Consider the following 14,275-nt stretch of genomic DNA (forward strand, 5'->3'; position numbering starts at 1 on the left):
GGGCCTAACCTTCTAATTCCATTGATTTACTTTGGTCAATAAGCTGATTACGACCATTTCGTTTTGCTATATATAACCTTTGATCAGCTAATTCAAAACAGGCCCTTGGCTGGAAAACAGAGACTTCTTCTTTAAGTGCCACTCCAATGCTCATAGTCACACACTTAAAGTCAGATCCTTTGTGGGGGATATTTAGGCCTTGCACTTGCGCAACTAAACCTAAGCCAAGCTCTCTAATTTCATCTTCGCTACGGTTAAATAAAACCAATAAAAACTCTTCACCACCATATCGAATTGCCACATCACTTTGCTGACATACACTAGCGACCACTTGAGCAACAGCCTTAAGGGCTTCATCACCCTTTTGATGTCCATAACAATCATTGAAAGACTTAAAGTTATCAATATCACAAACTATCATGGCAAAAGATTCGCCTTTGGGTTGAGACGATAATTGATCTAATGTTTGCGAGTAAACTTTACGATTATAAAGTCCTGTCAAAGGATCTTTTTGAGATTCTTTCTCAACCAATGAAATCGTCTCTTTAAACTCTTTAGCGGCATTCTCTCTATCGGTTACATCAACTAAACTGATCAGGTTTGAATCTTTACCCTCCCATAGTATTTTCACCAAAGAGATATCAAACCATCTTTGCCAAACTTCACTGTGATAATTACGAAGAATCACGCTGCCGATATTATTTACCGGCTTGCCTTTCATAATAGCGTTTGCAATTTCAGCAGGCAGCTCCTGAATGTTTGTCATAGAAGCTCGATCAAATAAACGAGGAAAAGACTGATTGTGATAAACGATTTTCTCATCATCAACAATTGCGATACGCAATTTAGAGAACTTAATCACATTAGTCAGTTGCTCACTGGCTTGCGTCAGTTGATCCCTTTGCTCATCAATCGTCGTTAAATAGTTACTTAACTGAAACGCAATATCCCCAATCTCATTTTTCAAATCAAAGTCTTTCAAGCTTTCTCTAGTTAAAGAGCCGGAGCGAATGAGATCACTTAATAAAATTAAACGGCTAAACAGAATTTCTTTTAGATAAAGCAATAAAAGAACAATTAAGATCAAACCAAAGGCAATAATCACAAAATAGTTAAAGCGCGCCTGATCCATACTATCAATTAACACCCCAGCGTCAGCTTTAACCTCTTGGCTCTTTTGATCAAACAAACGCAAAATGTTTTCTGTAATACTGTCCAAAAGAATTTGGTTTTGTGTTGTTATGCTCGCCAGCTGATTTCGCCTCGCATCCTTTTCTTTTAATTGATAAAAAAGGCCAACACCTCCCATTATTTGCTTCAATAGCAATTCATTATCAGGGTCTGATAGGGTCGATGAGGCTTTATTCTCAAGTAACATTTTTTTAATTTTTCGCTCTGACGCAACAACCTCAAAAAGACGGGTCTGATTTGTCAGCAAAGTCATCTCTTGAATAATCGGCATCCATAGTTTGCGCTGTTCTAGACTCCCCGTTTCCATACGCTTTAAGCCTCCTTGAATAATCGTATTCAAGCTTCTTACTAACTGCTTATTCTGTATGATTTGCTGATTTTGAGTAAAGGCGGTTGCTTCTAGGCTCACATCTAATCTTTTTAGGATTTCAACCAATTGAGAAACCGCTTTACTCTCTTCCAGACGAATGAGCTGATGATTAATGCCTGTTAAAAGCGATTTAATCTCGCTAGCAAGAATACGAACTTTAGCTTGTGAGTTTACCGCAGTGATTTCCGTAATTAATCCAGACAATTTTGCCACTTGCGTTTGAATTAACGCCGCAGCTTCCAAAGAAGGTAACTGGACTTGTGAATTATGAAGAGCAGTGTCTTCAAAGGCTTGTAACCTATCAACTGAGATCCAGTTCATCATACCAATACATGCAAGCATGAGAGCAAAGCCAACCAACATCTTAAATTTCAAAGAATGGAAAAAATGCTTTGGTAATGATTCGAACTTCATTCAATCTCCAGTTTTATGCCTTGTGAATTAAGGCGTTAAATCTTCAAGTCGACCATCAGTAACTATGTCGACCCCTTTTCGCTTTTCAATATAGTCCGACACAATTGTCCAGAGTAAGCGAGTTTCTTTCAAAGTATAGGACTCACTTTTATCTTTAAACACTTGATATTCATCCCCGCCTTTAAGGAGGTAACCAGATAAGACTAACGAGTAATCTCTATTTTCCAACGGCCTGTCGTCAACACTAATCTCAAGTACTCGATCAAAAGGGTCACGAGACAGGTCATAACTCACTTTGAAGCCTGATATTTGTAAGAACCTACCCGATAGGTCTTCAACCTGACTAAGTGAATTCTCCATCATAGCCAGAATTTCATCCTTATTGACTTTAATCGTGAAAATATGGTCTCCAAAAGGCAGTTCACGGTTAATATCAGCACGTTTGACCGTTTGTCCCACACTATATTCTTGATAGCCACGAATACTACCGCTATTGATAATGGCTAAATCGGCTGACGTATATTCACGCATACTATCTGCAAATAAATTACCTATCGCCGCTTCTTGTGTTCGAATATGAGAACGAATTGAACTTAGGGGTTTTACTAATACACCTAACTCGTACTCAAGAATGATATTGAGTCGGTCTAAATACCTTTGTAGGGTTTGGGATACCTGCACACTTTCCTGACTTTCCCGATAACTAGCAATACGAACTTCAGGTTCACTGTTTATATCTTTAAACTCAACCAGAGCAAGGTCTCCGTCATGCCCTCCGCTATAGACCCTTATAGGTGTGACGGATGCATCGAGTCTATCGGCCCCTTCTTTGGCAACCAGGATTAAATCTAAACTGTTAAAGCTCTCATTGGGCTCACTTTCTAGCACATCACTTTCGGTGATGAGAATAACCTTGTCAGAGCCAGTTTCGCGCAACTCTTTTGCTAATTTTTGTACAGATAAGGCAACCCCTTCAACTTCCACCTCTCCTTGAAGGTAGGTTCTATTAATAGACTCATCTAAGATAACGATAAAGCCAAAATTTATTCCCTCGACCATAAGCTGATAACTAGGCAATAAACCTTCAACTAATTCATGGGTACGACTATCTTTGAAATTAGATAAAACCATAGGAAAACTGGCTTCATTAGAACGTAGCGTTAACTGATCAACACCATTAGCAAACTCTCTCTGGTTAACCGCAAACAAATCAACATGCATGTGATTTAACACATCAATCATATGCGCCCCAGAATCATAGTTAGATAAGGCATTAGGGAACAAGCTATCACCTCCATGTATAAATAACACACTATCTTTATGCTCTTTCTTAAGCTGGTTAACAAAACCAGATAAGCGACTCAAGTTTGGTTGGTCAGCACTAATCAAGATGTCAGGGAGATTCGAAGAAAAAACCAGCGTCGCAGCTAAACTTTTTAGTGGAAGAAATACACTTGATAAAATAAGCGAGGCAGTCAATATCACACGCTTTTTCATAACCTTAACCTTACATTTATGCAGACTCTAAGTATTTATCAAAATAGCTGATTCAACTATGCTTATTTTGTATAAATCGCGTAATCTGACAAAAAATCTTCTTTTTCATTACTAATTAATATTTAAAATACCACTTAAGATCAATAAGCTAAAACGAAAAAAGCAGCGCCCTACTAAGAGCACTGCTTTTTAATCAGTAATAAAGTTATTTATTTAACTTTAAAAGTCCTTTTACGCACTTTCTCAAGACGTTTAAGAATTGCATCCAATCGTTCTGGTTTTACCATAAACTCTTGAAAACCTTTCATGCCTTCTTTCGCCATACTTGGTGCGGTATCTCTATCATAAAACTGAGCAGTACCCGCTGCATTTGACAACATGTTTACCCCTTTATTCAGGAAGTAGTTATCAACAGCTTGTGCATCTTTATGCGGTGGAATCTGTAACAAAGCCGCATTAACCAAAGTTTGGTTGTCAGCACGCGCCATAAATTTCAAGAACTTACGAGCATCTTCTTTGTTTTTCGCCTTACTAGGAATGTGTATTGTATCCATTGGCGCATCTTCTGCCATAGGTACACTTGGATCGATTTGTGGGAACTGGAAGAATCCCATTTTGCCATCCAACTCTTTCGGGAAGTTAGGCGTAATGAAGTTACCAATTAAGTACATAGCGGCATCACCGTTATACATAAATGGCTGCGCTTCTTGCCAAGAGTATGATGCATGGTTTTCTAAGAAGTAACCTGGCTCAACCAACTGTTTCCAGTTCTCGAAAGTTTTACGTACACGCTCGTCTGTGTAAGGGATTTTGCCATCCATTAGATCAATGTGAAATTGCAATCCGTTGGTACGCAAGTTCAGGTAATCGAACCAACCCGCAGCTGTCCAAAGGTATTTTGTACCGATCGCAATCGGCGCAATCTTATCTGCTTTCAATGCGGCAGATACGGCTAAAAACTCATCCCAAGTTTTTGGTTCACTTAGACCGCGCGCTTCAAAGATGTCTTTACGATAGTAAACACCCCATTGGTAATAAGTGTATGGAATACCCCACTGTTTATCATCAATTGTCATGGCAGCTTCGGCTGTGCTCATGCTTGAATGAAGATCTTCACTATCCCAAATATCGCTCACATCTTCGAACATACCACGTTCAACAAAGGTCTTCATACGGTTACCCGCATACCAGAAAACTAGATCCGGTGGTGATGTTGCTAACCAGTTTCGTATTGCCGTTTTATAACCTTCTTTGTCGTATAGGTTGTACTTAATTTCGACATCAGGGTTTTCAGCGGTAAATTTTTCAACGATTTCAGCAAAAGCTTTTTTAGGAGCCGGGTCTGCTTGGTCTGAGTTAATTACAAGCGTGCCTGCTTGTACTGACCAAGCGGCAGCTGCCATAGCTGTACCAGCGATTAAAGACTTAATGGTTTTCATGTTGAGTAGATCCTCACTTTTATTTTTATAAAACGGAACACAGTTTCAGTATTAAGCAATTCTTTGGTTTCGTCAATAAATGAAACCTAGTTTCAGTTTATTTTTTGTACATTTTTAAGATTTCAGCCAGATACTGACACCTGCTGGTGCAATCTGAGCTTGGCCAATCAAACAAGTTGCAGCTGGAGGTGTATAGTTCGCTGAATTTTGTCCGTAGTTAAAAACAAATATCAGCTTACCTCTATGGCGAACCCTGACACCTTTAGGCAGATAAAAACTTGGAATGTCAGCAAGCAAAGCAAGCTTTTCAAAACAGGCTTTTAACAGAGGTTTGTCTAAGCAAGCAGCAAGATAAAAACGCTTATCCTCACCCACTAGAACAGGCTTACCTTGTTCATCTTCTAAATGAACCGCTAACTCAGTATTTATCTGCTCTCGCCAATGCTTTAGCTGGCCTTCTCCCCAAGCACCATTAACCAAAGGCTGAGTATGCTCTGGTAAGGCATCAACACGCTCAACTTGAAGCGGCATTAATGCTTGCAGCTTACCTGGCGCTAATTCATCAGGGATCTGATAATCAGAGGTTTTACTACCAGAGCGCGGCCCAGCCAGTAAGACACCTTCAAATTTATCTAATGCTTGCTGCAGAGTGTCATCAATTACGACTTGCGCTGGTAACACCAACATTTTATAAGCACTGAGATCACTCTTAGGTGAGATAATATCGATACTTAAACCAAGCTCTCTTAAGGATTCATAAACACGGTAACACCAGAACAAGTAACGGTACGCCTGAGACTGTGGCTGTATATCCAATGCCCAACAGGCATCGTAATCAAACATCAGTGCGACACTGCCAGCACTCGGTAAAGCTTCTAGCTCATCCTTATCTAGGCCCAATTGTTGACTTAACTGGTTCACTTCATCAGACACTTGTTGTGCTTCGAAAGCGGCTTCGGCCTTGCTAGCATCAGGTCTTAACAAACCTGAGTGCATTTGCTCTTGAGCAAATGGGGCTTGTCGCCAACGGAAATAAGAGACTAATTCAGCCCCATGGGAAAAGGCTTCCCAAGTCCAAAGCCTTACCGCGCCATCGGCAGGTGACGGGTTATGTGGCGCCCAATTAACGGGCCCCGGCTGTTGCTCCATAATCCAAAGGCGTCCTTTACCACAGCCACGGTATAAATCGTGATGGAAAGCACCAAAGTCAGGATGACCTGTTCGTAAATAGGTTTGTTTTTCTTCATCTTGGTAAATCGCTTCTTGATCAAGAAAGCCAAGAGGATAAGTGTCCCAACTTGCGACATCTAGATCTTGCCCCACCTTGTGATGGTCAAACGCAGTGAAGAAGCCCATATAGTTATGCACAAGGTCTCGTCCAGGTGAATACTCGCGCAAGATATCTGCTTGTAGCTTGTTATAAGCAACAACCTGATCAGAGCAACAGCGATGAAAGTCGAGTCGATGGGCAGGGTTGGCCTCGGTAACTGTCAGGTTAGGCAGCTCAATCTCGTCAAAACTTGCGTATTCCATACTCCAGAAAACATTACCCCAAGCCTGATTGAGGGCTTCAATATTTGAATATTTCTCTGCTAACCAAACTTTAAAGGCCGCAAGATCCACTTCCGCATAACTTAAAATAGTATCGTGACAACCGTATTCATTATCCGTTTGCCAAGCGACAATCGCATCATGAGCACCGTAACGCTTAGCCATATCCGTGACAATTCGACGACATTCTTCACGGTAATCAAGGCTAGCAAAGCTATAATGACGACGAGAACCAAAGCCTCTTATTTGGCCTGCTTCATCTCGGGCCAGCATACTAGGGTGCTTATCCACCAGCCACTTAGGCGGTGTGGCTGTTGGTGTCCCTAAAATCACTTTAAGCCCAGCATTAGCCAAGACTTCCAAGGCATCATCTAGCCAACCCCAAGTATATTCACCTTCAACCCCTTCAAGGCGACTCCAACTAAATTCACCTATGCGCACATACTCAATGCCTATCTCAACCATGGCTTTAACGTCAGCCTGCCAACGAGACTTAGGCCAATGCTCAGGATAATAACAAACACCTAACTTCATACTTTATGCTCCAGCAAACGCTTGGCTTGGGGCGCCACTCACGTTTATGCCTAAGGTTTTAAACAAGTTAATGGCGATGACTTGCCCAGCAAAGGGTTTATTCGCAGGGTTTGTCTCGCCTACACTGGCAGAAGTGACAAATAAAATATCACCCTTCTCTCCGCCAAAGGCACAACTTGTTGGGCACTTAAAAGGCAGATCAATAACATGCTTTGTCGCCCCTTCTGGGGAATAACACACCACTTTTCCAGCACCCCACATGGCATTCCACAGATTGCCATCATTATCTAAACAAGAGCCGTCAGGGCCAAAGCCTTCAGGGGTTTTGACAAAAGCAGCGTCACGTCTCACATCTCGAAAGTTAGACCAAGGGAAAGCATGAATTTCCCCTTTCATTGAATCAGCAAAATAGAAGCGATCGCGAGAGTAATCCCAAGCGAGGGTATTGGAAATGCCAATATCATCCAATAAACAAGTCGCTTGACCCGTTTGATCAACCTGCCAAAGACGGCCCGTTTTTAGTGTTTCATCATCATCCATAGAGCCAACATAAAGCACACCGTCTTGATCGCATTTTGCATCATTAAGACGATTGTTAGGCCTATCTTCATCAAGCTTGCAGAGATACTCTAAGGCTTCTGATTCAGGGTCAAAGTAAGCGACGCCGTCAGCTAGACAAAGTAATAAACGATAACTTTGAGTGGTAAATACTGCTGAGACTTTTTTATCAAAGCGCCAGCTTTTTCTCAGTCCGCTTGCTTGATGCCAACACCACACTTCTTGCCCTGGAATATCGACCCAATATAAGGCATTGCTTCTGTTACACCAAAAAGGGCCTTCGGATAGTTGGTGTTGTTTAATGCTCACCGAGGCCATGGATAACATTAGTTTGCTGCCTCTGAAATCGCCTTCCAGCCTGTGACAAAGGCTTTTGCATTCTTAGCGGTTACTTCTACATTTTGACCGGCTTTATAAAGCGCTGAACCTAAGCCAAACCCCTGAGCCCCCGCATCAATGTATGAGCTCATATTGTCAGGTGTCACGCCACCGACAGGACAAATACGCATACTTTTTGGAACAACCGCACATAAGGCAGAAATCACTTTCGGTGACGTCATCGCCTCTGCAGGGAAAAGCTTGATCGCATCGGCTCCCGCTTCCATGGCCGCAAAGGCTTCGCTAGCAGTAAAGAAACCAGGGAAAGCATATAAGCCCGCCGCTTTTGCCGCTCGAATCAGTTCAACATCTGTATGAGGGCACACCATCAGTCCCGCACCGATTTCGACCAGCTTATCAACTTGATCTTTACGCATCACAGTACCCGCGCCAATCAAAGCTTTATCACCATATTTTTGTTGTAGCATTTCAATACTTTTAAAAGGTTCAGGAGAGTTAAGGGGGACTTCTAAAATACTAAAACCTGCTTCAATTAATGCCTCTGCATGATCTAACACTTCTTCAGGTTTAATTCCCCTCAAAATTGCAACCATAGGTAATTGAGCCATTAAGGTTGAAAAGTCATTCATTTTGTACACTCCCCTGTTACTGCACTCTGTGCTTGATTAAAGGTCTGAAAACGAGATTGATTTTGTTCAGCTAAGCGCTTAAGACCACGTATACTGGCCTCTCCAGCCTCAATAAAGAGATGCTCTACACCCATAGACGTCAAGGCAATGCCATATCGATCACACAGACCGCGACTACCAATGAGATGGACTTTTTCAGCCTTTTCTTCTGTTGAAACCTGAACAGAAATAGCCTTTAACATATCCATCACATCATGACCTATGACAACGCCAGACAGATAGTCTCGTACCTGTTCTGGACTAAGTTCATTACTGATGTAATTACTGCGCACACTAAATAAATGGTGCAACAGTCCACCCTGCTGCTGGCTGGTCGCCAAGCCTAATTTAAAGGCATCTACGTCTAATTCATCAGCGCTAGGTAAACCTCTCACTAAGCTAGAGTCACGATTAATATTGGCAAATAACTCGCCTGAAAAAGTAGTAGAGAATTGCTTAATGTGACCTTGTTCAATACGTACCCACTTACAGTGAGTACCTGGCATGCAGCACAAGACATCTTCATCAGATTGCTGGCTTTGCAACCAATCCAGTACACCTAATAACTGAGTTTCTTCTCCGCGCATAATGTCATTACAGCCACTGATGCCACGCCCTTGTAGGCCAGGCACGATGGCCACAGGACATTCTAGATTCGTCTCTAACCAATGCAGTTTTTCACCCAAGCTATCTAGGCTAAGCGGGCAAGTTTGATAGTCCACTTCTTGCCAACCAGTGCGACTGCCAACCATACCTGCCATTAAAATAGGCAAGCCTTGCTGTAGCCAATCGCCCACTAAATTAGTCAGCACGGTTTCAAACTGGCCCGGTACAACATTTAAAATGCCCTTATTACTTTCCCTTTGATCAAGCGAGTTACCCTCTTGATCAAGCAAATAAGCACGCAGATTTGACGTTCCCCAATCAACAGCTATGCAGAGATAATCCTGCTCTCGCGCTGACTCTTGAGACGCTTTACTCATAAACGGCCACCATCTACCACCAGGCTTTGCCCAGTAATCATGCGACTATCGTCTGCAGCCAAGAAGAGTACGAGATCCGCCACATCTTCAGGTTGAATCTTTTCTTGTAATGCTTGTTGCTGCATTAACTCAACTTCTGCCTCTGGCGTCAGCCAAAGCGCTTTTTGTTTCTCTGTCATGACCCAACCAGGTAGCACGGTATTCACTCGCACTTTAGTCGGCCCTAACTCTCGCGCTAAGGCCTTGGTCAGTCCACTAATGCCGGCTTTTGCGGTGACATAACCTGGATAACCACTTAGGCCCAACATCCAAGAGTTAGAACTCATATTAATAATGCTGCCACCACCCGCTTCTGCCATAAGTGGTGCGACTTTTTGCGCAGCAAAGAAATGGTGCTTTAGGTTCACCGCCATACACTGATCGAATTCATCCGAACTTAGCTCTGCTAACGTATGTCTATGATCATTAGCCGCATTATTGACTAAGGCGCGAATTGCTCCCCAAGCTTCAAGCCTTGCTTGAATCTTGTCTTTTAGCATCTCAATATCAGTAAGATCCACCAATTCAAAATGAGCTTTCATACCATGGGAGTTAAGGTTTTGAGCAAGTTGCTCACCCGCCTCTTCATCAATATCAAAAAAGCTCACGGCACAGCCTTGTTGTGCCAAGGCTTTTACTAAGGCTTCCCCTATGCCAGATGCGCCACCTGTCACTAAGACATGACGTGCATTTAAACTAGGGTAGTTGGTTAAGTTTTCTATTTGAGCTTGGGACATTAGTGAGACTCCCTTTTAACAACAGAACCGCTTTTACCTACCAAGAAATCAAGATCAGCCCCTTGATCAGCCTGCAATACGTGATCGATGTACAGTTTGGCGTAACCCCTATGATATTCACTTTCTTCCGGTTGCCATTTGGCTTTACGGGCTTGCATTTCTTCATCTGAGATATGCAAATGTAGACTGCGCCCCGACACATCTAAGGAGATTTCGTCACCGTTTTCGACTAAGGCTAATGGACCGCCAATAGTTGATTCTGGTGCAACATGTAACACCACAGTACCAAATGCCGTTCCGCTCATACGGGCATCACTGATACGTACCATATCAGTCACACCTTGCTCTAATAGCTTGCTTGGTAATGCCATGTTGCCCACTTCTGGCATACCCGGATAGCCCTTAGGACCGCAGCCTTTAAGCACCATGATTGAGTTCGCATCTATGTCTAACTCAGGGTCATCAATGCGGGCTTTATAGTCTTCAATATTTTCAAACACCACGGCTTTACCCTTGTGCTGTAACAAAGCTGGTGTAGCAGCACTGGGTTTGATAATGGCACCCAATGGTGACAAGTTACCGCGTAACACAGCAATACCTGCTTTTTCTCGCAATGGGTTATCTAAGGTTCTAATCACATCGTCATTGAAGCACTCAGCCCCTTGCATAGATTCACCCAAGCTCACACCTGTGACACTCTTAGCATCCATATCAAATAGATGACGCATTCGTTCGATCAAAGCAGGGAAGCCGCCGGCATAATGGAAATCTTCCATGAGATATTTACCCGATGGCATTAGATCAACAAGACAAGGAATTTCAGCCCCTATTCTGTCCCAATCATCTAGGCTTAAATCCACACCAACACGACCAGCAATGGCTAATAAATGCATCACAGCATTGGTTGAACCACCCACAGCGGCATTGGCTCGGATCGCATTTTCAAACGCAGACTTGGTCAAAATATCAGACGGTTTTAGGTCTTCTTTTACCATCTCAACAATACGTCGACCGGTAAGATGAGAAAGCGCTTGTCGCCTTGCATCCACCGCTGGCAAGGTGCCGTTTTCTGGCAAAGACATGCCCAAGGCTTCAACCAAACAAGACATGGTCGAAGCTGTCCCCATGGTCATACAAGTACCGCGAGAACGGGACATTCCAGACTCAGCACGCATAAACTCGTCCAAGCTCATGTGTCCGCCACGCACTGCTTCACTGAATTTCCAAACATCGGTACCAGAGCCAACATCTTGGCCACGATACTTACCATTTAGCATAGGGCCAGAAGACACTATGATGGTAGGTAAGTCGACCGAGCAGGCACCCATCAGTTGTGCCGGCGTTGTCTTGTCACAACCACCTAATAGCACCACACCATCAATACCGTAAGCTCGCATGGACTCTTCCACATCCATGCTCATCAAGTTACGGAATAACATGGCGGTTGGTTTCATTTGAGTTTCACCCAAAGACATCACAGGGAACTCAAGTGGCACACCACCTGCTTCCCATACACCTCGCTTTACATATTCAGCCAGCTCTCGCAAATGGGCATTACAAGGCGTAAGCTCGCTCCAAGAGTTACAGATACCGATAATCGGTCTGCCGTCAAAACTATGATCAGGTAAACCTTGATTCTTCATCCAACTACGGTGAATAAAGCCATCTTTATCTAACTTGCCATACCATTGCTGACTTCTTAATGCTTTACCTGAGCTAGGTTTCTCATCATCAAGGTTAACCAGATTTAACTCTTCTGGCGTGGATGGCTTCTTGTTATCAGTCATTTGATCTTTCCTCGTGAATACTTAAAGCAGCGTACTCAGCATGCTTCTATTGCCAGCAATAGCAGAGATTCTGGGTCTAAAATGGGTAATTGCAGGCCTAGCTTGGTTAAGCTGGCGCCATTGAGAATCAGGTCTTGCCCCCACCAAGCTGGCATAGCTTTCATTAAATGATTAGGGATAGGACTATGCTCTAGCACCTTGACCCTATAATTTTGGGTAGGGATTAAATTAGGCAACTTAAGCGGTAAAGGTTGCGCTTGTTTCGGCATGGTCATTTGGCAATACACCAGCACACCTTGAGTCGCAGCATCATTCAAGGCCCAGCTTGCTTGAGCACAACCATCAGCACTGGGTAAACGCCAATTGTTGCCCTTATGCAGCAAGTCACGGTTCGACTTATAATGGCCTATCCAACTGGCAATATTCGCCTTCTGTTCTGAGTTGGCTTCTAACAGGTTCCACTCAATACCCAAATGGCCAAGCATGGCGGTGCCTGCTCTAAAATTAACATCATGAATACGGCTGGTTGTGTGACTCTTATCAGGTCCAATATGGGACCCCATGACTTCTGGTGGGAAGAAATAACTAAAACCACGCTGAATAGATTGTCTCTCTAAAGCATCATTACAGTCTGATGCCCAAAAGCGCTTACAGTAAGCCAAGATACCAAAATCAACCCGAGCACCACCTGAGGAGCAAGACTCAAACTCAACCTGTGGAAAAGCCTCATTTAGCTCGCCAAATAAACGATATAGAGCCTGCACTTGAGCATGAGCTTTGGGCGCAAGGTCTGTTCCCGCTTGACTATAATCACGGTTCATATCCCACTTCACATAGGCAATATTATGATCGCCTAGTAAGCTGAAAAGTCTTTCACGAATATATTGGTAAGCCTCAGGGTTAGCAAGATCCAAAACCATTTGATAACGGCCCATGACATTGGCGTAGTCACTTAATTGCAGAGCCCAGTCCGGATGTGCTCGATATAGGTCTGAATCTGGGTTCAGCATTTCTGGCTCAAACCAAAGACCAAACTCCATTCCTAGCTTGTTCACATGCTCAATGAGAGGCGTTAACCCTTGCGGATATTTCGCTTCATCTACATACCAATCACCTAGGGCAGCCCTTTCGCCATTACGACCTTTAAACCAACCATCATCTAGAATATAGCGCTCTACCCCAACCTCAGCCGCCGCATCAGCCAAAGCTTTTAGCTGTGTCATATCATGGTCAAAGTAAAAAGCTTCCCAAGTATTTAGGTGAACAGGCCTTGGCTTTTCAAGCTTTAGAATGCTACGAGCATGTTGATGAAAGGCCTGACTCATTTGATTTAAGCCAGCATCACTGTTACTAACCAAAAGGTCTGGCGTCGAGATAGACTCGCCTTTTTTAAGCTTAATTTCACCCGCTAGATAGAGAGCTTCTGCCTGCACATATCTATGGCCTTCCAAGGTGTAATCCGCTTTTAATCTGTGATTACCACTTATAGCAAGGTGCAAGCCATAAACATCCCCTGAAAGCTCAGAGAAAAACTCCTCTCCGACTATCAGCGAAGGAAAGTTTGCGTGAGAATTACGCCCCGCACGGTTTTCCTGTACCCAGGTATCAAACCATGGCGAAATCTGTTGCTGAAACTCCTGACACCAGCGGCCATAAAAGCTCATACGCTTGGTAAAGTGAGCGGGAACCGGCATGGTCAAAGCCAGACGCTGCACGTCCAGCTCACCTTCACCTAAATTAGTCACTCTCAGGCTTTGTTTAAACATACCTTCTTGAGTTAAGCCTAAACTTAGGCAGACACTTAATTGAGCAATATTGTCAGACAAGAAAAGCTGATAACCCACATCACAGCTTAATACTTTATCTAAAGACCAACGAGGAGCCCAAGTTGGTCTGTCACTCGCTGCAATCTCCATAGCAGGAGAGCCTTGCCAGCCCTTGCCCGCTTCTGGCAATAAAGACAAAGGCGCAGGTTCATCCAACATAGCCTGTGGAATACTGCTTTGCTGGCTCAATCTTAACGCAGCAAGATCAGTATCAAGCGGCAAGTTTGTTGCAAAATAGACCAGCTCAGGCGCACCCACCTTAGGGCAATAAAGCACTAAGGTTTTATCCGCCACATCTTGTCGAAGAAAATCAGACGGCAAATTTGTTTGTGTATTTGTCAT

At 43.4% G+C, this 14,275-nt stretch carries 10 protein-coding genes; all 10 read right to left on the minus strand.

Going from position 1 to position 14,275, the window contains the following annotated elements; all coding sequences use genetic code 11:
- Window positions 1-4: 4 nt before the first annotated feature.
- The gene (locus MED121_RS23760) at window positions 5-1,975 is read right to left on the minus strand and encodes a GGDEF domain-containing protein (RefSeq protein WP_050764585.1); all 1,971 of its coding nucleotides are present in this window, start codon (window positions 1,973-1,975) and stop codon (window positions 5-7) included.
- Window positions 1,976-2,002: 27 nt separating this feature from the next.
- On the minus strand, window positions 2,003-3,472 hold the full coding sequence (locus tag MED121_RS13350; protein WP_009834240.1) for a 5'-nucleotidase C-terminal domain-containing protein: 1,470 nt from the start codon (window positions 3,470-3,472) through the stop codon (window positions 2,003-2,005).
- 209 nt (window positions 3,473-3,681) lie between these two features.
- The gene (locus MED121_RS13355) at window positions 3,682-4,911 is read right to left on the minus strand and encodes an extracellular solute-binding protein (protein WP_009834241.1); all 1,230 of its coding nucleotides are present in this window, start codon (window positions 4,909-4,911) and stop codon (window positions 3,682-3,684) included.
- 114 nt (window positions 4,912-5,025) lie between these two features.
- A complete protein-coding gene (locus MED121_RS13360) occupies window positions 5,026-6,996 on the minus strand; it encodes a beta-galactosidase (protein WP_009834242.1) in 1,971 nt (656 codons plus the stop codon).
- Between the two features lie 3 nt (window positions 6,997-6,999).
- Entirely contained in the window at window positions 7,000-7,881 is an 882-nt protein-coding gene (locus MED121_RS13365) for an SMP-30/gluconolactonase/LRE family protein (protein WP_009834243.1), read from the minus strand.
- A complete protein-coding gene (locus MED121_RS13370) occupies window positions 7,881-8,522 on the minus strand; it encodes a 2-dehydro-3-deoxy-6-phosphogalactonate aldolase (protein WP_009834244.1) in 642 nt (213 codons plus the stop codon). The genes MED121_RS13365 and MED121_RS13370 overlap by 1 nt, the downstream gene beginning before the upstream one ends.
- On the minus strand, window positions 8,519-9,544 hold the full coding sequence (locus MED121_RS13375) for a 2-dehydro-3-deoxygalactonokinase (RefSeq protein ID WP_009834245.1): 1,026 nt from the start codon (window positions 9,542-9,544) through the stop codon (window positions 8,519-8,521). The genes MED121_RS13370 and MED121_RS13375 overlap by 4 nt, the downstream gene beginning before the upstream one ends.
- Window positions 9,541-10,320: an SDR family oxidoreductase gene (locus MED121_RS13380; protein WP_009834246.1), complete on the minus strand. Its 780-nt coding sequence runs from the start codon at window positions 10,318-10,320 to the stop codon at window positions 9,541-9,543. The genes MED121_RS13375 and MED121_RS13380 overlap by 4 nt, the downstream gene beginning before the upstream one ends.
- Window positions 10,320-12,107 (minus strand): IlvD/Edd family dehydratase, encoded by a 1,788-nt coding sequence (locus MED121_RS13385; RefSeq protein WP_009834247.1) that lies wholly within the window; start codon window positions 12,105-12,107, stop codon window positions 10,320-10,322. The genes MED121_RS13380 and MED121_RS13385 overlap by 1 nt, the downstream gene beginning before the upstream one ends.
- A 35-nt stretch (window positions 12,108-12,142) precedes the next feature.
- Window positions 12,143-14,275 carry an alpha-galactosidase gene (locus MED121_RS13390; protein ID WP_009834248.1) on the minus strand — a complete coding sequence of 711 codons (2,133 nt, stop codon included), beginning with the start codon at window positions 14,273-14,275 and terminating at the stop codon, window positions 12,143-12,145.

The organism is Marinomonas sp. MED121 (assembly GCF_000153025.1).
Lineage (GTDB): Bacteria > Pseudomonadota > Gammaproteobacteria > Pseudomonadales > Marinomonadaceae > Marinomonas.

Coding starts and splice junctions, on each gene's coding strand:
- MED121_RS13350 (WP_009834240.1), bottom strand. CDS start 3,472: ATGAAAAAGCGTGTGATATTGACTGCCTCGCTTATTTTATCAAGTGTA.
- MED121_RS23760 (WP_050764585.1), bottom strand. CDS start 1,975: ATGAAGTTCGAATCATTACCAAAGCATTTTTTCCATTCTTTGAAATTT.
- MED121_RS13375 (WP_009834245.1), bottom strand. CDS start 9,544: ATGAGTAAAGCGTCTCAAGAGTCAGCGCGAGAGCAGGATTATCTCTGC.
- MED121_RS13365 (WP_009834243.1), bottom strand. CDS start 7,881: ATGTTATCCATGGCCTCGGTGAGCATTAAACAACACCAACTATCCGAA.
- MED121_RS13385 (WP_009834247.1), bottom strand. CDS start 12,107: ATGACTGATAACAAGAAGCCATCCACGCCAGAAGAGTTAAATCTGGTT.
- MED121_RS13355 (WP_009834241.1), bottom strand. CDS start 4,911: ATGAAAACCATTAAGTCTTTAATCGCTGGTACAGCTATGGCAGCTGCC.
- MED121_RS13370 (WP_009834244.1), bottom strand. CDS start 8,522: ATGAATGACTTTTCAACCTTAATGGCTCAATTACCTATGGTTGCAATT.
- MED121_RS13380 (WP_009834246.1), bottom strand. CDS start 10,320: ATGTCCCAAGCTCAAATAGAAAACTTAACCAACTACCCTAGTTTAAAT.
- MED121_RS13360 (WP_009834242.1), bottom strand. CDS start 6,996: ATGAAGTTAGGTGTTTGTTATTATCCTGAGCATTGGCCTAAGTCTCGT.
- MED121_RS13390 (WP_009834248.1), bottom strand. CDS start 14,275: ATGACAAATACACAAACAAATTTGCCGTCTGATTTTCTTCGACAAGAT.